Source organism: Caenispirillum salinarum AK4 (assembly GCF_000315795.1).
Lineage (GTDB): Bacteria > Pseudomonadota > Alphaproteobacteria > Rhodospirillales > Rhodospirillaceae > Caenispirillum > Caenispirillum salinarum.
In genome coordinates this window covers 288,410-306,411 of record NZ_ANHY01000004.1, presented here as the reverse complement: position 1 = coordinate 306,411, position 18,002 = coordinate 288,410, and the positions used below count along the sequence as shown (strand labels likewise).

The following is an 18,002-nucleotide window of genomic DNA, read 5'->3' as shown; positions in this document are numbered from 1 at the left end:
CAGGCCATGAAGATCGGGATCGTCGGCTGCGCCGGCCGCATGGGGCAGATGCTGGTGCGCGAGGTGCTGAAGACCGATGGCGCGGAGCTTGCCGGCGGCACCGAGCCCGAGGGCAGCCCCGCCATCGGCCGCGACCTGGGTGCGCTGGTCGGCGCCGAGGACGCCGGCGTCACCGTCTCGGCCGACCCGAAGGCCCTGTTCCAGGCCGCCGACGCGGTGATCGACTTCACCCGGCCCGAGCCCACCATGCGCCATGCCGAACTCGCCGCCGAGGCCGGCACCGCGCTCATCATCGGCACCACCGGCCTGTCGGCGGAGCAGGAGGCCGAAATCGGGCGTCTGGGCGAGAAGACCCCCATCGTGCTCGCCCCCAACATGAGCGTCGGCGTCAACCTGCTGTTCGCCCTGACCCGGAAGGTCGCCGCCACGCTGGGGATTGATTACGACATCGAAATCGTCGAGATGCACCATCGTCACAAGGTCGATGCGCCCTCGGGCACGGCGCTCGGCCTGGGCCGTGCGGCGGCGGCCGGGCGCGGCGTGGCGCTGGACGAGGCCGCCGTCTGGGCGCGCGAGGGCCACACCGGGCCGCGCCAGGCCGGAGACATCGGCTTCGCCACCCTGCGCGGCGGCGACGTGGTGGGCGATCACACGGTGGTCTTCGCCGCCGACGGCGAGCGGGTGGAACTGACCCACAAGGCCAGCGACCGGACCGTCTTCGCCAAGGGCGCGGTGCGCGCCGCCCTGTGGTGCGACGGCCGCGCCCCCGGCAAGTATTCCATGTTCGACGTCCTGGGCCTGGCCGTGGACTGAGGACGGAGCCTCACGCCCACCAGGCGTCGACGTCGTCGATGGTTCCGGTGACGGAAACCGAGGCGTCGGCGCCCGGCGTTTCCAGCGAGGCCGTCAGCGTGAAACCGGTGCTGCCGGCGCCGTGGTTTTCCGCCCCGCGCACGTCGAACGAGACGCTCCAGCCGTCGTCATCGGTTTCGTCTCCGGCCTGATCGGACGGCGGCATGTCGAATTCGACCTTTCCGCCATAATCGTCAAGAAGAGACTTCAAGAATCCGTCTGCGAACATTTGCCCGGCCTCCCTGTTGCGGCGGTATCGCGGAACAAGGATTTGACGGTATTAGAGTATGACTTCGGCGGCAATGCCCCATAGGGGGCAGCCACGGCGCACGTCCGCATCCGCGCATCAACCCTTGCGGCAACGCCCGCTACGATGGTCGGGGATGATCTTACCTCGAAGGAGCGGCCCGGGGGTCAGGTCCGGATCAGGCGGGCGGCGAAAAACCCGTCCATGCCGCCGGCCTCGCCCAGGTGAAACGGCAGAGTCCGCAGGTATCCCTCGGCCGTGACGCACTCCGCCAGGCCGCCGATCTCCTCCGGCCGGACCGGATCGACCGCCAGCCCCGCCGCCCCCGCCAGGCGCGCCGCCCCTTCCTCGGGCTGAAGCGAGCAGACGCAGTAGACCACCGTGCCGCCGGGCGTCACCATCTCGGCCGACGCCGCCAGCAGCGCATCCTGCAGCGCCGTCAACGCCTCGGCATCGGCGGCCTTCTTGAGGCGCAGGGCTTCGGGGTGGCGGCGGATCGTTCCGGTGGCGGTACAGGGCGCGTCCAGCAGCACGGCGTCCACGGGCGTGTCCGGCCGCCAGGTCGTCGCGTCGGCCTCCACCACCGTCACCCGGTCGGCGAGCCCGAGCCGTGCCATGTTGTCGTGCAGGCGCGCCAGCCGGGCGCCGGAGCGGTCGACGGCGATCACATGCGCGCCGGCGGCGGCCAGTTGGGCGGTCTTGCCGCCCGGTGCGGCGCACAGGTCGACCACCGTCTTTCCCGCCACGTCGCCCAGCAGGCGCGCCGGCAGTGTGGCGGCGGCATCCTGCACCCACCAGGCGCCCTCGTCGTAGCCGGGCAGGCTTGCGACCATGCCGGGGCCGCGCCGGCGCAGCGAGCCGGTCGGCAGCACCTCCGCCTCCAGCCGCTCCGCCCAGCCCGGCGCGTCGGCCTTGACGGTGATGTCGAGCGGCGGTTCGTGGAGGTGGGCCTCGGCGATGCGCCGGGCGGCGGCCTCACCGTAGGCCTCCAGCCACGTCTGCCACAGCCAGCGGGGCGTGTTCAGGCGCACGTCCTGGTCCGCCAGGACCGCAGCCCCGTCCCGCGCGAGACGCCGGGTGACCGCGTTCACCAGCCCCGTCAGGCCGGGGGCGTTCAGGAACTTCGTCAGCTCCACCGAGGTGTCGACGGCGGCATGCGCCGGCGTCTCCAGCACCAGGATCTGCGCCGCCGCCAGCCGCAGGACGTGCTTCACCGCACCGTGCCGGCGGGCGATCGGGCGCTGCAGGAAGGCCTTCAGCACGCCGTCGATCTGCCCCAGGCGCCGCAGAGTCGTGGTCACCAGCAGGCGCACGAAGGCGCGGTCGCGGGGTTCGAGCAGGCGGGTTTCCGTCTCGAAGGGCTCATCCAGCGCCCGGCCGTCGTCAAGCACCGCCTGCAGCAGGCGCACGGCGGCATGGCGCGCGGCCAGTACAGGATCGCGCGGCGGGCGCGGTGCCCTGACGGCCCCCTTGCGGGAGTGGGCGGACGCGGGGTCGGAGGGTCGGCGGCGGTCGGTCATGCAGGCTCTTTACGCCGATCGGCCCGGCGCCACAAGGACAACCCGAGGACAGCCGGGGCACCGGTTCGTTGCGAAAAAGAAATGGATGCGCGTCAACCCCAGGGGCCGGTGGCGGCGAGCGTTCCCAGGCCGTCGGTCCCGGCCATCTGGCGCAGGCGGGCGATGCGGTTGGCGGTTTTGGGGTGGGTGGAGAACAGGCTGTCCACGGCGTGGGCGTGCAGCGGGTTGACGATGAACAGGTGCGCCGTGCCGGGGTTGTTCTCGGCCCGGACGTTGTCGATGGCCCGCGTGCCGGTTTCCAGCTTTTCCAGCGCGCTCGCCAGCCACAGGGGCTGACCGCAGATCTCGGCGCCGGCGGCATCGGCGGCGTACTCGTTCGAGCGGCTGACGCCCATCTGCACGATCATGGCCGCCAGCGGCGCCAGGATGGACATGAGCAGCAGCCCCACGAACCCGAGGGGGCTGCCCTCCTCGTCGTTGGACGTGGCGCCGAAGAACAGGGCGAAGTTGGCCAGCATGCCGATGGCGCCGGCCAGCGTCGCCGTGATGGTGCCCGTCAGGATGTCGCGGTGCTTCACGTGCGCCAGCTCGTGCGCCATGACCCCGGCCAGTTCCTCGGCGTTCAGCAGGCGCAGAAGCCCCGTCGTGGCCGCGACGGCCGCATTCCGCGGGTTGCGGCCGGTGGCGAAGGCATTGGGCTGGGCGCTCTCGATCACGTAGACGCGCGGCATGGGCAGGTCCGCCCGGTGGGCCAGTCGCTCCACGATGCCGTAAAGCTGCGGCGCCGTGTGGGCGTCGACTTCCCGCGCCTTGTACATGCGCAGGATCATGCGGTCGGAATTCCAGTAGGCGAAGGCGTTCATGCCTGTCGCGACCACCAGGGCGACGACCATGCCCGCGGTGCCGCCGATCAGCCAGCCGACCACCAGGAACAGGGCGGTCATGGCGGCGAGCAGAAGACCGACGCGAAGGGTGTTCATGGGACTCTCCCATCGCTATATCCGTATTCATGAATAGTGTGCGGCGCGCCGTCGATCAAGAGGCATGCCGCAGTGCAGCAACCCGCCAGTACCAAGGATTTCGCCATGTCCGAGAAGGACCAAAAGATCGATCCCGCCGCCGCCGAGGAAGCCGGTGCCGCCCCTGCCGACCAGACCGAGACGGCCGCCGCGGAGCGCGAGGCCGGCACGTCCGGGGTGCGCAAGGTCAACCTGCGCGACATGCCGCCGTCGCAGGAGGACGAGGTCGGTGGTCCGCGGGGGCCCGAGCCCACCCGCTATGGGGACTGGGAGCGCAAGGGCCGCGTCTCAGACTTCTGACCGACCGGCGTACGGGTTTCATTTTCATTGCGCAACGGTGTTGCGGCGCTTTTTGTTCTTGTAATGTTCTATAGACGCAGATACACTTTTGACTCCCTTTAAGATTGTTCTCGCGGTATTCTCTCTTAAAGAGAGTAATTGGGAGCCGGGAGCCATGGTGAGTCGCAAGACCCTTCTCCGCCTTATCCTGTCCGCCGCGGTGGCCGCCGTTCCCGTCACCGCCGCCTGGGCCGATGCCCTGCCCGGGCCTGTAGAGGCCCGGGTGGTCGACGTCATCGACGGAGATTCGCTGCGCGTGAAGGCGCGCATCTGGCTGTCGCAGGACGTCGAGACCATCGTGCGGCTGGCAGGCATCGACGCTCCCGAAATGCGCGGGCGCTGCGACGAGGAGAAGCAGCGCGCCCAGGCCGCCCGCGCGGCCCTGGAAGACGCGGTGGAAACCGTGGGCGGCGTGGTCATGCTGACCGGCATCGAGCAGGACAAGTTCGGCGGCCGGGTACTCGCCCGCGTCGCCGACGCCAGCGGGCGCGACCTCGCCCGCGTCCTCACCGATGCCGGCCTTGCCCGCCCCTATGAGGGCGGGCGCCGCGAATCGTGGTGCGAGTGACACCTCCGCCGGACGCCACCGCCGTCCGCCCTCGCCCCTCGCCCTCGTCCCTCGTCGGCCTGACGGACTGACCGGCACGCACGGATGGTGCGCTTGTCCTATGATGGCAATCACTTGAACCAACTCAACTTTGTGGCATAGTTCCATCGTAGGGGGTATGCGTGCCGGTCACCTGATCGGATCGGCGCGCCATTCCGGTCACGGGGGACATATGGCCTTGTTCGACAATTTCCGCCGCCTGGTGGGTGGTGGACGCACGTCCGCGCAGCCGGCCGCGCCGAAGCGGCCCGTCGCCGCGGGACCGGTGCGCGTTCTGATCGCGCCCGTGACCGGCGACGACACCGGCAGCCTGCAGCAACACCTGCATCAGGCCCTGGCCGGACGCACCAGCCTGACCGTCGACCTGCACCCCCGCGCGGTCGCCTCGGGCACCGAGCTTCCCGCGCGCATCGCCTCCGCCGCCCAGGCCGGCCGCAACGCCCTGGACAAGGCCGGCGCCGAGGTCCTGCTGTGGAGCGAGATCGGGCGCGGCGTCCTGCGCATCCGCTTCGTCACCCTGCCCGCCCCCATGGAATTCGGGTCCGGCGCGCCGCTGCCGACCGAACACCTGGACCTGCCCGCCGACCTGACCGACGAACAGGCGGACGTTCTGGAAATGCTGGTGCTGGCCGCCGCCCGCCCCGCCGACGACGACATCCGCAAGGCGCGCGCCGACAGTTTCCGCGCCGCCGTCACCGCCGGGATGCGTGTGCTGGCCCGCAACGGCCTGCCGCAAAGCTGCATGCCTGCCGGCCAGGCATGGCTCGGCAACCTGGCCCTGCACCCGACCTTGCGCAACAGCATGGCGGATGTGGAGCAGGCCGTACAGCGCTACCGCGGCGCCCTCGGCCACGGGACGGAGGTACTGGGCGAATCCATGGTCGCCGGCATCCGTTGCCACCTCTCGGCCGCCCTTGCCGCCATTGCCGCCGAGGGCCGCGACAGCGCCGGCATGGAGGAAGCCGCCACCATGGCGCAGGCCGCGTCGGCGATCATCACCCGCGAGACCATGCCCGAGGAATATGCCGCCATCCAGGCGCTTCTTGGCTGGATCTATCAGCGGCGCGGACAGATCGACAACCGCACCGCCCATCTGCGCGAGGCCGTCCAGGCCTACCAATTGGCGTGCTCGGTCTGGACCAAGGCCAGCCATCCGGCAAAATGGGCGGAAATGCAGGTCAGCGTCGGGCGCCTGCTGACCACCCTGGGCGAATTCACCCACACCGGCGAATTCCTCGACCAGGCCGTCGGTGTGTTCCAGGGTGTGGCGAAGGTCTATGGCCGGGCCAAGGCGCCGGTCTTCTGGGCCAACCTGCAAAACAACATCGGCGCGGCGCTGTTCGCCAAATCCAAGCGCACCAACAGCCCGGCCGACCTGAACGCCGCCGCCGCCGCCTACCGCGAGGCCGTCGCCGTGTTCGAGGAACACAAGATCGTCCGCAACGCCCAGGTCGCGAAAAAGAACCTGCACCGGGTCGAGCGCCTTGTGCAGATGCGCGCCGGCGACGCGGGCGGCGCCGAGGGCGCCAAGGCCAAGCCCGCCAAGGCCGACGGCTGACACCGCGGCACCCGGGACCCGGGACATCCGGTCCTCCCTCTGAACGCCTTGCATATCCGTCCGCTCTAATATTAGACTTTGCGGATACAAAAGACGTTCTCGGGAGGATGCGATGCTGTCGCTGACCGACAAGGCCTGGTCCCCCTACGCCGCCGGCGTGGTGATCGGCCTGCTCCAAATTCCCGCCTTTCTGCTGGCCGACACGGCGCTGGGCGCCTCGTCGAGCTTCGTATCCGTGGCTGGCTACGTGGCGTCGGTGTTCGACCCGGCGGTGCGGGACATGGATTATTTCGCCAAGTACATGACGTCGACCAAGTACGCGTGGCAGAGCGCGCTGGTCGTCGGCATCGCGCTGGGCGCCCTGATCTCCACCCGTCTGGCGAAGACCCGCCGGCCGCGCATGTCGCCGCTGTGGCGGGCCGCCCTGCCCGTCTCGGGATTCGGCGGGCGCGCGGCCATGGCCTTCGCCGGCGGTTTCGTCATGCTGTTCGGCGCCCGCATGGCCGGCGGCTGCACCAGCGGCCACGGCATTTCCGGCGTCGGACAACTGGCGGTCGGCTCGATCCTGACCATCGTCGCCATGTTCGTCGGCGGCATCGCCGTCGCCATGATGTACCGCAAGGTCTAAGGAGGCTCCGCCATGACCGTTCTCTGGCTCGTCATCCTGGGCCTCGCCATGGGCCTGGTCTTCGGCATCGCGCTGGAAAAGGGGCGCGTCTTCGAACCCGGCGTGATGATCGGACAGTTCCAGCTGCGCAGCTGGATCATGCTCAAGATGTTCCTCACCGCCATCGCCACCGGCCTGGTGGTGCTGGCCGTGCTCAACGGCAGCGGCCTCGCGCCCCTGCACCCCAAGGGCACGGAATACCTCAACAACCTGATCGGCGGCCTGATCTTCGGCGCCGGCATCGCCATTGCGGGCGCCTGCCCCGGTACGGTGCTGGCCCAGATCGGCGCCGGATACAAGGACAGCTGGTTCATCCTGGCCGGCGCCATCTTCGGCGCCATGGCTTATGGCTACGCCGAACCGGTGCTGGGTCCGGCGCTCTCGGGCGGGCCCGGCAAGCTTACCATCGCGGAAATGACCGGCCTGCCCTACTGGGCGTTGGCCCTCATCCTCGCGGCCGTCATCGCCGGCGGTCTGGTTTTCCTGGAACGCTGGCGTCCGTGGCGCGACGACCTGGGCACCGACTACACGGGTGTGCCCACGGGGTCGTCCGCGCATCACCCGTCGGGGCTTGCGCATCCGGCGGAGTGATCACCGCTCCCAACCCAACCTCCGGTCGACTGCGGCCCGGCACCCTGGTGCCGGGCCTTTTTTCGCTGACGGATCGGCGCCGCTCACCGCACGGCGGTCCAGACCTCCACCTGCGACACGATCAACCGGCCGGCCATGCGCTCGAGCATGACGTGCTCAAGCCGCGCGGACTCCTGCCGTTCTTCCACGCTGACCACCGCCACGTCGTTCACCCGCACGGTCAGGCGCCCGTCCTGGTCGCGCTCCAGGGCGATGCTGTGAACCGGCCCGCCCGCCAGCGAGTCGTCCAGAACCTCGCTGCCGAGCGTGCGGGGGCCGCGGTCGGTGAGGCGTTCCAGTTCCACCCGCGAGCGCGAGGCGAAGGACCCCAGCCGAACGCGGTAGCCGGTTTCGCCCTCGCCGTCGCGCACCGACAGGCCGGCGTCATGCCGTTCGGGATCGTCCTCCAGCGTCACCCGCGCCGTCAGGCGGAATACCGGCGGCACATGCACCGGCAGCGCCAACATGGCCGAAGGCGCGCTCTCGGCGCCGGCCTGGGGCACAGGCGCCGGAATGGTCGGAGGCGGCGCGTCTTTCTCACCATCGGCAGAGGTCGCGCGGCCGCGCAGGCGCTCGACCAGCCGGGTCACGGCCCCGAGTTGCTCCTGCAGCCGCTCGGCGTCATCCGGGGGGCGGTCCGGCGGCGCCAGGGCCGGACCGGTGGGCGGGCTGACGACGCTGCCGGCGACGGCCTGCCACTGTCCCGACACGACGACCCATCGCGGGTCCGATCGATAGGCGCCATCCTGGAAGGTGTCGCGCACCACAAGCTGGGCATAGGGCGCGTCGTAGCGGGCGATGAGGGCGCGCAGTTCCTCGATGAATGCCGCCGTCGCCGCGCCGCTGCGCTCGGCCTGCAGCACCGCGCGGCGCAGATCCTCCACCAGCGCCTGGGCGCGGGGATCGGGGTCGCCCACCGCCGGTTCCTGGGCCGCAACCGGCATCGCCGCCGCCAGAAGAAGTCCGGCGGCGGCGACGTATCGGTGCATCAGGCGCAACGGCCGCAGGCCGTCAGGCGCGGTCGGTTTCGTCGGTCGCGTCATCCTCGGACGCGGTCTCTTCCGAGCCGTACAGGGCATCCAGGCCCTCCTCCCGCAGCGCGTCCTTGTCGGGCGCGGCGTCCGATGCCTCGGCCGGGCCGCCCTCACCGTCGCCTTCGGCCTCGCCCTCGCCCTCGCCCTCGCCGGTCGCGTCGGCCTCTTCGTCGTAGAGCGCGTCGAGCCCTTCCTCGCGAAGGACATCCTTCATGGCGTTGGGATCAAAGGCGGCGTCGCCTTCGTCCTCGTCGCCAACGGCATCGTCGGACCAGTCGATGCTGTCCTCGTCCAGACTGTCGGCGAGCGCGGCCTCGGCCTCCTCCACCGTCAGGGCGTGACCGGCGGCAGTGTCCTCGTCCAGGCCCGCCCCCGGGTCCCGATCGGCGTCGTCGGACCCGCCGGCATCCTCAGTCCCCGCCCCTTCGGGCACGTCGGCCGGGCCGAGTGCATCAAGCCCCTGCTCCCATACCGTGGACTTCAGGTCCTCTTCCCCCACCTGGCTTTCCAGGTCGGCGGCCACGGCCGCCTCCAGGTCCTCGCCCTCGGTCAGCGGCTCCTCGTCCTCGGAACCGGGAGCGCGGTGGGCGCCGTCGGACAGGTGGTGAAGAATGTCGTCCAGTTGCTCCAGCGTATCGTACTCGATGGCGAGCGTGCCGCCGCGGCCGGCAAAGGTGATGGACACTTTCAGGCCCAGAAGCTGCGACAGGTCCCGCTCCAGCGCAAGGGTGTCCGCATCCTTCTCGGCGGACTTGGCGGCGCTCTTTTTACGGGGCTGCTTCTTGCCCTCGGTCATCGCCAGCTTTTCGGTCTGGCGCACGTTCAGGCCACGGGATACCACCCGCTCCGCCAGGACCTCCGGGTTTTCCGAATTGAGCAGGGCGCGGGCATGACCGGCCGTCAGGCGGCCCTCGCGCAGCATGCCCTTCACCGGGTCGGGAAGCGCCAGCAGGCGCATCATGTTGGCGACGTGGCTGCGGCTCTTGCCGACGGCCTTCGCCAGATCGTCCTGGGTGTGCTGGAACTCATCCATCAGGCGCTGGTAGCCCTCGGACTCCTCCAGCGGGCTCAGGTCCTGGCGCTGAAGGTTTTCGACCAGCGCCACTTCCAGGGCTTCACGGTCGGTGAACGCCTTGACGAGGATCGGCACCTCGTGCAACTGCGCCTGCTGGGCGGCGCGCCACCGGCGTTCGCCGGCGATGATCTCGAACAGGTCCGCGTCGTCAGGGTGCGTGCGCACCAGGATGGGCTGTATGATGCCCTTCTCCCGGATGCTTTCCGCCAGATCGTCGATAGCCTGCTGGTCGAAGTCCTTGCGCGGCTGGAAGCGCCCGGACCGCAGACGCCCGACCGGCACCAGGCGTTCGGCCGTCAGGCGGTCGCTCTGTTCCTGCTCCCCGGCGGCGGCGGGGCCGGACGGCGTTGCGCCCGAGGCCTCGGCCCCGGCGGTGGTGGTGTCTTCCTCATCCCCGAACAGGGCGGACAGGCCCCGGCCGAGTCCGCGGCGTGCAGCGCTCATGCCCGGACCTCCTGCTTCTCGCGCTTCAACACTTCGCCCGCCAGATGCACATAGGCCTGTGCGCCGGTGGACTTGAGATCATAGAGCAGCACCGGCTTGCCATGCGACGGTGCCTCGGACACCCGCACATTGCGCGGGATCACGGTGTCGTAGACCTTGCCCTTGAAGTAGTCCCGCACATCGCTGGCGACCGCATCGGACAGATTGTTGCGGCGGTCGAACATGGTCAGCACGATGCCCTGGATGTCCAGGTCGGGATTGAAGGCCTTCTTCACCCGCTCGATGGTCTTCATCAGGTGGCTCACACCCTCCAACGCGAAGAACTCGCACTGCAGGGGCACGATCACGCTGTCGGCGGCCACCAGCGCATTCAGGGTCAGCAGGCCGAGAGCCGGCGGACAGTCCACATAGATGTAGTCGTAGTCCATCTCCGCCAGGCGGTGGGAGACGGCATCGCGCAGCCGCCCCTCGCGGCGGGAGACGTCGACCAGTTCCAGTTCGGCGCCCGCCAGGTCGGCGGCGGACGGCACCAGGTCCAGGCCCGGCACGCTGGTTTTGATGACGGCCTGATCCAGCGCAGCCTCGCCCATCAGGACGTGGTAGCTGGAAATCTTGCGATTGCCGCGGCCGATGCCGAGACCCGTGGAGGCATTGCCCTGAGGGTCCAGGTCGATAATCAGCACCTTCTTGCGGGCGGCAGCCAGGGCGGTGGCCAGATTGATGGCGGTGGTCGTCTTGCCGACACCGCCCTTCTGGTTGGCGATCGCGACGATGCGCGGGCGGCGGGACGGAGACAGGCTATTCATTGGGGCGAACCTCTCGCAGGCGCAAAACGACACCGGACGGGTCGGACTGGCTCGGGGAACGTGTGTCTTCGAATATCCAGATTTTGCGGGCCTGGGTCAATTCTTCGTCTATATTTTGACCCTTCAGAAGCAGCATCTCGCCATTTTCAGCCAAAAGAGGCGCTGCCAAGTCTATTAATTTCGGCAGTGCGGCAAGGGCGCGCGCGGTCACGACCGGCGCCTGGAGGTCCGTCACCTGCTCGATTCGCTGAGTGTGGACCGTCACCGGTGCGCCCGTCTGGCGGGCCACTTCGCGCATGAAGGTGCATTTCCGCTGATCGGACTCAATTACGTGCACGTCCGGCACGCCCATGATGGCGAGCACCAGCGCCGGAAATCCCGCGCCCGATCCGATGTCGATGAGCCGGGGCAGGCCTGCCGGAAGACGCGGCCAAAGCTGCGCCGAATCCAGCATGTGGCGGCGCCACAGGTCTGGAATCGTCGCCGGGCCGACGAGGTTGATTTTTTTCTGCCACTTGACGAGCAGTTCGGCGTAGAGGCTCAGACGGTCCAGTGTTTCACGTGAAACACCGGTGGTGGCCTGAAACTCCGCCGGGGTCATGGGAGGCTGAGGCATGGCTGTAAAAAAGGGCTCCTGTGTTTCACGTGAAACATCGGGAGCCCTTCTTATAGCCCGGCTTACTCGGCGGGCGCTACCTCTGCGTCGGTTCGGCGCCGCTTGACGTAGCCCAGCAATGCCGTCACCGCCGCTGGTGTCACTCCCGGCAGCCGCGCCGCCGCCCCCAGGGTGGACGGCTTGGCGGCGGCAAGCTTTTGGCGCACCTCGTTGGACAGCCCGCCGACCTGCGCATAGTCCAGTCCGTCCGGCAGCCGCAGGGCCTCGTCCTTGCGGAAGGCCCGAATGTCGGCTTCCTGGCGGCCGAGGTAGCCGGCATAGCGGCCCTCGATCTCAAGCTGTTCCGCCACGTCGGCCCGAAGCGCGTTCAGCTCCGGCCACAGATCGCGGAGCCGCGCCATGTCAACTTCGGGATAGCCCAGCAGCGTCATGGCCGAGCGGCGGGCGCCGTCCTGGTTGACCTTCAGTCCGCGTGCGTTCAACTCCTTCGGCGTCATGGCGCACGCGGTCATCAGCGCGCGGCCCTCCTCCAGCAGCGCCACCTTCTCCGCGAAGGCCCGCGCCCGTTCCGGACCGACGACGCCCAAATCAATGCCCGGCTGCGTCAGGCGCAGGTCGGCATTGTCGGCACGCAGCAGCAGCCGGTATTCGGCGCGGCTGGTGAACATGCGGTAGGGCTCCTGCGTGCCCAGCGTCACCAGGTCGTCCACCATCACGCCCAGATAGCCGTCGGCGCGATCCGGCGTCCAGGCCTCCGACCCGCTGACCAGCCGCGCGGCGTTGAGGCCGGCCAGCAGCCCCTGCCCCGCCGCCTCTTCATAGCCCGTCGTGCCGTTGATCTGCCCGGCCAGGAACAGGCCCGGCACCTTGCGGACCTCCAGGCTCGGCCGCAGCTCGCGCGGGTCGACGAAATCGTACTCGATGGCGTAGCCGGGGCGGATGATGCGCGTTTTTTCCAGCCCGGGGATCAGGCGCACCACCTGCTCCTGCACGTCCTCCGGCAGGCTGGTGGAGATGCCGTTGGGGTAGACGGTGGGATCGTCGTAGCCCTCGGGCTCCAGGAAAATCTGGTGGCGGTCGCGGTCCTCGAACCGCACCACCTTGTCCTCGATGGAGGGGCAGTAGCGCGGGCCGATGCTCTCGATCTGGCCCGAGTACATGGGCGCCCGGTGCAGGTTGTCGCGGATGATCGCGTGCACCGCCGGGCTCGTGTAGGTGATGCCGCAATGGATCTGCGTCTGCGTGATCGCGCGCGTCATGTACGAGAACGGCACCGGCGGGTCATCGCCCGGCTGGCTGTCGAGGCTCGCCCAGTCGATGGTCGTCCCGTCCAGCCGCGGCGGCGTGCCCGTCTTCAGGCGGCCGAGCGCGAGCGCCGCCCGTTCCAGGGTTTTCGACAGACCAAGCGCCGGCGCCTCATCGACGCGCCCCGCCGGCCAGGTCTGTTCGCCCAGATGGATCACCCCGCGCAGAAAGGTGCCCGTGGTGATGACGGCGGCACCGCAGGGGATGGTCTCGCCCTCCCCCGTCACCACTCCGCGCACACGCCCGTGGTCGTCCAGGTCCAGGTCCTCCACGGCGGCGGCGCGGATGGTCAGGTTGGGCGTCTCGGCCAGCAGGTCCTGCACCGCCTGCCGATAGAGCTTGCGGTCGGCCTGGGCGCGCGGCCCCCGCACCGCCGGCCCCTTGCTGCGGTTGAGCATGCGGAACTGCAGGCCGCCCCGGTCGATGGCCTTGGCCATGATGCCGTCAAGCGCATCGACCTCGCGCACCAGGTGGCCCTTGGCGAGCCCCCCGATGGCGGGGTTGCACGACATCTCGCCGACGGTTTCCACCTTGTGGGTCAGCAGCAGCGTCGCCGCGCCCATGCGGGCGGCCGCCGCCGCCGCCTCGGTTCCCGCGTGGCCGCCACCGACCACGATCACGTCAAAGCCCTTGGTCATCATCATTTGCCGATACAGAAATCGCGAAAGATCACGTCGAGAAGCTCATCCACCTCGACCCGACCGGTGATGCGGCCCAGCGCCCGGACCGCCAGCCGCAGGTCTTCGGCCGCCAGTTCCGCCAGGTCGGCAGCCTGAGCGCGGGCCAGAGCGTCCACGCACTCCGCCAGCGCCGCCCGATGGCGGGCCCGCGTCAACGCCGGCGCCGCCGAACCGCCCGAAAGCCGATCGGCCACCAGCGCGGTCAGCCGCTCCAGCAGGGTATCCAGCCCGCGCCCGGTCTTCACCGACAACGGCAGCGCCGGCTGCCCGTTCACCGCCGGCGCCTCGGGCACCGCACCCAGGTCCGCCTTGTTGACCACCACCAGCGCCGAGTCGTCAACCAGCGACAGCGTGTGGTCATCCACCGCCGGCCACTCCGCCCCGTCGAACACCGCCAGCCGCAGGTCTGCCTGCTCCGCCCGAGCCCGCGCACGGCGGATGCCCTCGGACTCGATGGTCTCCGCCGCCTCGCGCAAGCCCGCCGTGTCCGCCAGCACCACCGGGTAGCCACCCAGGTCCAGGTGAACGTCCACCACATCGCGCGTCGTCCCGGCGATGTCGGAGACGATGGCCGCCTCGCGCTGGGCAAGGGCGTTCAGCAGGCTCGACTTGCCGGCGTTGGGCGGGCCGATAATGGCGATGTGCAGGCCGTCGCGCAGGCGCTCACCCCGGTGGCCGTCGTCCAGGTGCGACCGCATCTCGGCGGTCAGGCCCTCGACGCTCCCCCAGATGGCGCGCTCGGCCGCCGGGGGCAACTCCTCGTCGGGAAAATCGATGAAGGCTTCCAGGTGCGCCAGCGCCCGCACCAGCCGGTCGCGCCAGGCGTCATAGAGCCGCGCCAGAGCGCCGTCCATCTGCCGCAGGGCCTGCCGCCGCTGGGCCGCCGTTTCGGCGTCGATGAGGTCCGCCAGCGCCTCGGCCTGTGTCAGGTCCATCTTGCCGTTCTCGAAGGCCCGCCGGGTGAACTCCCCGGGTTCGGCCACGCGCAGGCCTTCCTGCGCCGACAGCAGCGCCATGACGGCCTCCATCACCGCACGGCTGCCGTGGAGGTGAAGCTCCACCACGTCCTCCCCGGTGAAGCTGGCAGGGGCGGGAAAGCGCAGCGCCAGGCCGTCGTCCACCTGCTCGCCGCCCTCGCCCGACACCCTGACCCGCGCGGCCCTTCGCGGCTGAGGCAGAGGCGCGCCTGCCGTCAGGGCCGAAAGGGCGGCATCGGCCAGCGGCCCGGAGATGCGGACGATGGCGACGCCGGCTCGGCCCGGAGCCGTGGCGGGGGCGAAGATGGTGGGTGTCATGGAACTATCCTGGCGTTGTGCTGCCAGGGATTAAACCACCAAGACACCAAGACACCAAGGGAGCGGGTGAACGCGGATCAGCGGTCGGCTTCTGTGCAGCGCGGTCACCAAGACACGAAGGACACCAAGCGGGTGTGCTGACGGGGGTGCTGCGGCTTCGTGGCCGGCGCCGTTAAAACTCCAACACACCAAGGCTTTCCGGCTGCGCCGGAATATGAATGCGAGGGAGGCACGGCCTCCCTCGCGCTCCCTCGCGTCCTAATCATAACAATCCCGAAACCGGGTCAAGCATCACCAGAAGGAATGATGGCGCGCCTTCGCGCGCTGTCTTGGTGTCTTGGTGACTTGGTGGTTCAAAAAGCACCGCCCACCGCTGACGCCACGATACCGAAGTCAGCACACCCTCTTGGTGTCCTTCGCGTCTTCGTGGCTATAACCGCACCAAGCCACCGGAGCCCTGCACCTTACTCCGCCGCCTCGCCGACGCGCCCCGCGATCTGCTCGCGCTCTGTCTCCTCGGGGCGCAGCATCAGGCGCTCCACCCGGCCGCCGTCGATCAGGTGGGTTTGCAGGATCTCGTCCACGTCCGCGAAGGTGCGGACCGCGTACCAGATGCCCTCCGGGTAGACCACCATCACCGGGCCCAGCTCGCAGCGGTCGAGGCAGCCGGCGTTGTTGATGCGCACGCCCTCGATCTTCAGTTCCTTGGCGCGCGCCTTCATGTAGTTGCGCAGCTTTTCCGAGCCGCGCCGCGCGCAGGAGCCCCGCGGGTGCCCCTCGGGCCGCGCGTTGGTGCAGGCGAAGACGTGAGCGCGGTAGTACGGCGCGGGATCGGCGGCGGCGGCGGTCACGGAAACGCTACTCCTTGCTCTTGGAGGACGAGCCGCCTTGCGCGGCCCGGCTCATCTGGCTCCAGAAGGCCTTCTGCATCTGCTCCCAGCCCTGGACGCCGACGGGCAGCCAGGTCTTGAACAGGGCCTCGGGCTCCATGGCGCTCAGGCTGCTCATCATGCGGTTCTGGATTTCCTGCATCATGGCGTCCTGCATGGGCTTCACGTCGGGCAGGCCGAGGAAGGTGCGCGCCTCTTCCGGCGTGCAGTCTATGTCGATGCTGATCTTCATGAGGGTCCCCCTTCCCCGCGTCCGGTTGCAACAGAGGCATGGCAACACAAAGTAAGCCACGCGCACCGGGTGCGCAATGTCTGCTCCGCGCCAAACGTCTCAGGCCCGACCCAGAGGGAGACCGCATGATGTCCGGCAACCAGCTCGGCCAGGAAACCAGCCCCTACCTCCTGCAGCACGCCGACAACCCGGTGCACTGGCGGCCGTGGAGCCAGGCCGCGCTGGACGAGGCGAAGGCGGCGGGCAAGCCGGTGCTGCTGTCCGTCGGCTATGCCGCCTGCCACTGGTGCCACGTCATGGCCCACGAAAGCTTCGAGGACGCCGAGACGGCCGCGGTGATGAACGACCTGTTCATCAACATCAAGGTCGACCGCGAGGAACGCCCCGACGTCGATGCCATCTATATGAGTGCGCTGCAGCTCATGGGCCAGAGGGGCGGCTGGCCGCTGACCATGTTCCTGACGCCGGACGGCGAGCCCTTCTGGGGCGGCACCTACTTTCCGAAGGACAGCGCCTTCGGCCGGCCCGGCTTCAAGGACGTGCTGCGCCAGGTGGCGGACGCCTATCACCAGTCCCCGGAGAAGGTGTCCAACAATACGGGCGCCCTGGTGGACGCGCTGCGCAAGGGCCTGAACCTGCCCCAAAGCAGCGAACCGCCGGCCGCCCTCGCCCTACCCGTCGTCGACCAGCTGGCGGAAAGCCTTGCCGGCCACGTCGACCCGGAATGGGGCGGTCTGCGCGGGGCGCCGAAGTTCCCGGTGGTCTTCGCCTTCGACGCCTTGTGGCGGTCGTGGCACCGCACGGGGCGGCAGGAACTGCACGACGCCGTGCTACTGACGCTCGACCGCCTGTGCCAGGGCGGCATCTACGACCACCTGGGCGGCGGCTTTGCCCGCTACTCCACCGACGCGCAATGGCTGGTGCCCCACTTCGAGAAGATGCTCTACGACAACGCCCAGCTCATCGACCTGATGACCAGCGTCTGGCAGGAGACGCGCAGCCCCCTCCTCCAGGCGCGGGTCGAGGAAACGGTCGATTGGCTGGAGCGCGAGATGATTGCCGAGAACGGCGCCTTCGCCTCCAGCCTGGACGCGGACACGGAAGGCGAGGAGGGCCGCTTCTACGTCTGGACCAAAGACGAAATCGACCGCGTGCTCGGCACGGACGCCGACGCCGCCCTGTTCAAGCGCGCCTACGACGTGCGCCCCGGCGGCAACTGGGAAGGCAAAACGGTGCTGAACCGGAACTTTTCCGACGTGGGCGACGAACCGGCCTTGGAAACAAAGCTCTACCGGGCCCGCATGCTGTTGTTGCGGGAGCGGGACAAACGGGTGATGCCGGGCCGCGACGACAAGGTGCTCGCTGACTGGAACGGCCTGATGATCCATGCCCTGGCCCGCGCCGGCGCCGCCTTCGGCCGGCCCGAGTGGGTGGACCTCGCGCGGTCCGCCTACGACGGTATCCGCGACACCATGAGCCGCCCCGGCGACCGCCTGGGCCACAGCTTCCGCAAGGGCCGGCTGCAGGACGTCGCCATGCTCGACGACTACGCCAACATGGCCCGCGCTGCCCTGACGCTGCATCAGGTCACCGGTGTGGCGGATTTCATCGACCACGCAAGCCGCTGGGTGGCGGTGCTGGATGCCGAATATTGGGACGACGCCGCCGGCGGCTACTTCCTGACGGCCGCCGACGCCACGGACCTGATCCTGCGCACCAAGTCCGCCCAGGACAACGCCACGCCGTCGGGCAACGGCACCATGGCCGTGGTGCTGGCGACGCTCTGGCACCTGACGGGCGAGGAGCGCTACCGCCGCCGCGCCATCGACCTGATCGAGCACTTCCGGGCGCTGGCGCTCAACAGCTATCCCCACGGGGCGACGCTGCTGCACGGATTCGAAGTGCTGGAAGACGCCGTGCAGGTGGTCATCGCCGGCACCGGATCGGCTGCCGGGGCACTGGCGGAAGCGGCCCTGGACGCGCCGGCTCCGGGGCTTATCCTGCAACGGGCGACCGATCCCGCCGCCCTGCCCCAGAGCCACCCGGCCCACGGCAAGACGCCGGTGGACGGCCAGGCCGCCGCCTATGTCTGCCGCGGCACGGTGTGTTCCGCCCCGGTCACCGATGCCGAGGATTTGCGGGCGCAGCTTGCGGCGCGCTAAGGTCAAGCTCCCGGCGCCCCGTCC

The 18,002-nt window shown here is 69.4% G+C and carries 18 protein-coding genes; 7 read left to right on the top strand and 11 right to left on the bottom strand.

Translation table 11 applies throughout. The features are described 5' to 3' along the window. Positions 1 to 6 precede the first annotated feature (6 nt). Positions 7 to 813, top strand: a complete 807-nt coding sequence (gene dapB, locus C882_RS04885; protein WP_009539443.1) for a 4-hydroxy-tetrahydrodipicolinate reductase — start codon at positions 7 to 9, stop codon at positions 811 to 813. A gap of 10 nt (positions 814 to 823) precedes the next feature. On the opposite strand, the gene C882_RS04880 is transcribed toward dapB, so the two are convergent. The 3 genes from C882_RS04880 to htpX all read right to left on the bottom strand — a co-directional run bounded on the left by C882_RS04880 (position 824) and on the right by htpX (position 3,599). Beyond that, positions 824 to 1,063, bottom strand: coding sequence for an SRPBCC family protein (locus C882_RS04880; protein ID WP_152415201.1), 240 nt, complete (start codon positions 1,061 to 1,063; stop codon positions 824 to 826). 203 nt (positions 1,064 to 1,266) lie between these two features. Further along, on the bottom strand, positions 1,267 to 2,619 hold the full coding sequence (locus C882_RS04875) for an RsmB/NOP family class I SAM-dependent RNA methyltransferase (protein WP_009539441.1): 1,353 nt from the start codon (positions 2,617 to 2,619) through the stop codon (positions 1,267 to 1,269). 92 nt (positions 2,620 to 2,711) lie between these two features. Continuing rightward, positions 2,712 to 3,599 carry a zinc metalloprotease HtpX gene (htpX, locus tag C882_RS04870; protein ID WP_009539440.1) on the bottom strand — a complete coding sequence of 296 codons (888 nt, stop codon included), beginning with the start codon at positions 3,597 to 3,599 and terminating at the stop codon, positions 2,712 to 2,714. Positions 3,600 to 3,704: 105 nt separating this feature from the next. Here htpX and C882_RS04865 point away from each other — a divergent pair, with 105 nt between their 5' ends. The 5 genes from C882_RS04865 to C882_RS04845 all read left to right on the top strand — a co-directional run bounded on the left by C882_RS04865 (position 3,705) and on the right by C882_RS04845 (position 7,400). Further along, complete coding sequence (locus C882_RS04865) at positions 3,705 to 3,938, top strand: succinate dehydrogenase assembly factor 4 (RefSeq protein WP_043643613.1); 234 nt, start codon at positions 3,705 to 3,707, stop codon at positions 3,936 to 3,938. A gap of 154 nt (positions 3,939 to 4,092) precedes the next feature. Continuing rightward, entirely contained in the window at positions 4,093 to 4,545 is a 453-nt protein-coding gene (locus C882_RS04860) for a thermonuclease family protein (protein ID WP_043643611.1), read from the top strand. Between the two features lie 217 nt (positions 4,546 to 4,762). Further along, positions 4,763 to 6,142, top strand: a complete 1,380-nt coding sequence (locus C882_RS04855) for a tetratricopeptide repeat protein (protein WP_009539437.1) — start codon at positions 4,763 to 4,765, stop codon at positions 6,140 to 6,142. Positions 6,143 to 6,254: 112 nt separating this feature from the next. Beyond that, positions 6,255 to 6,770 carry a YeeE/YedE thiosulfate transporter family protein gene (locus C882_RS04850; protein ID WP_009539436.1) on the top strand — a complete coding sequence of 172 codons (516 nt, stop codon included), beginning with the start codon at positions 6,255 to 6,257 and terminating at the stop codon, positions 6,768 to 6,770. 12 nt (positions 6,771 to 6,782) lie between these two features. Further along, the gene (locus C882_RS04845; RefSeq protein WP_009539435.1) at positions 6,783 to 7,400 is read left to right on the top strand and encodes a YeeE/YedE thiosulfate transporter family protein; all 618 of its coding nucleotides are present in this window, start codon (positions 6,783 to 6,785) and stop codon (positions 7,398 to 7,400) included. Between the two features lie 83 nt (positions 7,401 to 7,483). Here C882_RS04845 and C882_RS04840 read toward each other — a convergent pair whose 3' ends face one another. The 8 genes from C882_RS04840 to C882_RS04805 all read right to left on the bottom strand — a co-directional run bounded on the left by C882_RS04840 (position 7,484) and on the right by C882_RS04805 (position 15,816). Beyond that, the gene (locus tag C882_RS04840) at positions 7,484 to 8,482 is read right to left on the bottom strand and encodes a hypothetical protein (protein ID WP_043643604.1); all 999 of its coding nucleotides are present in this window, start codon (positions 8,480 to 8,482) and stop codon (positions 7,484 to 7,486) included. Beyond that, positions 8,451 to 9,992: a ParB/RepB/Spo0J family partition protein gene (locus tag C882_RS25225; RefSeq protein ID WP_009539433.1), complete on the bottom strand. Its 1,542-nt coding sequence runs from the start codon at positions 9,990 to 9,992 to the stop codon at positions 8,451 to 8,453. The genes C882_RS04840 and C882_RS25225 overlap by 32 nt, the downstream gene beginning before the upstream one ends. Then, positions 9,989 to 10,798 (bottom strand): ParA family protein, encoded by an 810-nt coding sequence (locus C882_RS04830; RefSeq protein WP_009539432.1) that lies wholly within the window; start codon positions 10,796 to 10,798, stop codon positions 9,989 to 9,991. Before C882_RS04830 ends, C882_RS25225 begins: the two co-directional genes overlap by 4 nt. Beyond that, positions 10,791 to 11,399 carry a 16S rRNA (guanine(527)-N(7))-methyltransferase RsmG gene (gene rsmG, locus C882_RS04825; RefSeq protein ID WP_009539431.1) on the bottom strand — a complete coding sequence of 203 codons (609 nt, stop codon included), beginning with the start codon at positions 11,397 to 11,399 and terminating at the stop codon, positions 10,791 to 10,793. The genes C882_RS04830 and rsmG overlap by 8 nt, the downstream gene beginning before the upstream one ends. 77 nt (positions 11,400 to 11,476) lie before the next feature. Continuing rightward, a complete protein-coding gene (gene mnmG / locus C882_RS04820; protein WP_043643602.1) occupies positions 11,477 to 13,357 on the bottom strand; it encodes a tRNA uridine-5-carboxymethylaminomethyl(34) synthesis enzyme MnmG in 1,881 nt (626 codons plus the stop codon). A gap of 2 nt (positions 13,358 to 13,359) precedes the next feature. Further along, positions 13,360 to 14,694: a tRNA uridine-5-carboxymethylaminomethyl(34) synthesis GTPase MnmE gene (gene mnmE / locus C882_RS04815; protein ID WP_009539429.1), complete on the bottom strand. Its 1,335-nt coding sequence runs from the start codon at positions 14,692 to 14,694 to the stop codon at positions 13,360 to 13,362. Between the two features lie 464 nt (positions 14,695 to 15,158). Next, entirely contained in the window at positions 15,159 to 15,545 is a 387-nt protein-coding gene (locus C882_RS04810) for a (2Fe-2S) ferredoxin domain-containing protein (RefSeq protein ID WP_009539427.1), read from the bottom strand. Positions 15,546 to 15,552: 7 nt separating this feature from the next. Next, complete coding sequence (locus tag C882_RS04805) at positions 15,553 to 15,816, bottom strand: DUF6489 family protein (RefSeq protein WP_009539426.1); 264 nt, start codon at positions 15,814 to 15,816, stop codon at positions 15,553 to 15,555. A gap of 128 nt (positions 15,817 to 15,944) precedes the next feature. Between C882_RS04805 and C882_RS04800 the strand changes: the two genes are divergently transcribed. Further along, positions 15,945 to 17,978, top strand: coding sequence for a thioredoxin domain-containing protein (locus C882_RS04800; RefSeq protein WP_043643768.1), 2,034 nt, complete (start codon positions 15,945 to 15,947; stop codon positions 17,976 to 17,978). The last annotated feature ends 24 nt before the right edge of the window (positions 17,979 to 18,002 follow it).

Bases quoted from the DNA above. Each gene is read 5' to 3' on its own strand.
- C882_RS04805 (WP_009539426.1), bottom strand. From the start codon at position 15,816: ATGAAGATCAGCATCGACATAGACTGCACGCCGGAAGAGGCGCGCACC.
- mnmE (WP_009539429.1), bottom strand. From the start codon at position 14,694: ATGACACCCACCATCTTCGCCCCCGCCACGGCTCCGGGCCGAGCCGGC.
- mnmG (WP_043643602.1), bottom strand. From the start codon at position 13,357: ATGACCAAGGGCTTTGACGTGATCGTGGTCGGTGGCGGCCACGCGGGA.
- htpX (WP_009539440.1), bottom strand. From the start codon at position 3,599: ATGAACACCCTTCGCGTCGGTCTTCTGCTCGCCGCCATGACCGCCCTG.
- dapB (WP_009539443.1), top strand. From the start codon at position 7: ATGAAGATCGGGATCGTCGGCTGCGCCGGCCGCATGGGGCAGATGCTG.
- C882_RS04845 (WP_009539435.1), top strand. From the start codon at position 6,783: ATGACCGTTCTCTGGCTCGTCATCCTGGGCCTCGCCATGGGCCTGGTC.
- C882_RS04800 (WP_043643768.1), top strand. From the start codon at position 15,945: ATGTCCGGCAACCAGCTCGGCCAGGAAACCAGCCCCTACCTCCTGCAG.
- C882_RS04840 (WP_043643604.1), bottom strand. From the start codon at position 8,482: ATGACGCGACCGACGAAACCGACCGCGCCTGACGGCCTGCGGCCGTTG.
- C882_RS04865 (WP_043643613.1), top strand. From the start codon at position 3,705: ATGTCCGAGAAGGACCAAAAGATCGATCCCGCCGCCGCCGAGGAAGCC.
- C882_RS04860 (WP_043643611.1), top strand. From the start codon at position 4,093: ATGGTGAGTCGCAAGACCCTTCTCCGCCTTATCCTGTCCGCCGCGGTG.
- C882_RS25225 (WP_009539433.1), bottom strand. From the start codon at position 9,992: ATGAGCGCTGCACGCCGCGGACTCGGCCGGGGCCTGTCCGCCCTGTTC.
- C882_RS04850 (WP_009539436.1), top strand. From the start codon at position 6,255: ATGCTGTCGCTGACCGACAAGGCCTGGTCCCCCTACGCCGCCGGCGTG.
- C882_RS04830 (WP_009539432.1), bottom strand. From the start codon at position 10,798: ATGAATAGCCTGTCTCCGTCCCGCCGCCCGCGCATCGTCGCGATCGCC.
- rsmG (WP_009539431.1), bottom strand. From the start codon at position 11,399: ATGACCCCGGCGGAGTTTCAGGCCACCACCGGTGTTTCACGTGAAACA.
- C882_RS04875 (WP_009539441.1), bottom strand. From the start codon at position 2,619: ATGACCGACCGCCGCCGACCCTCCGACCCCGCGTCCGCCCACTCCCGC.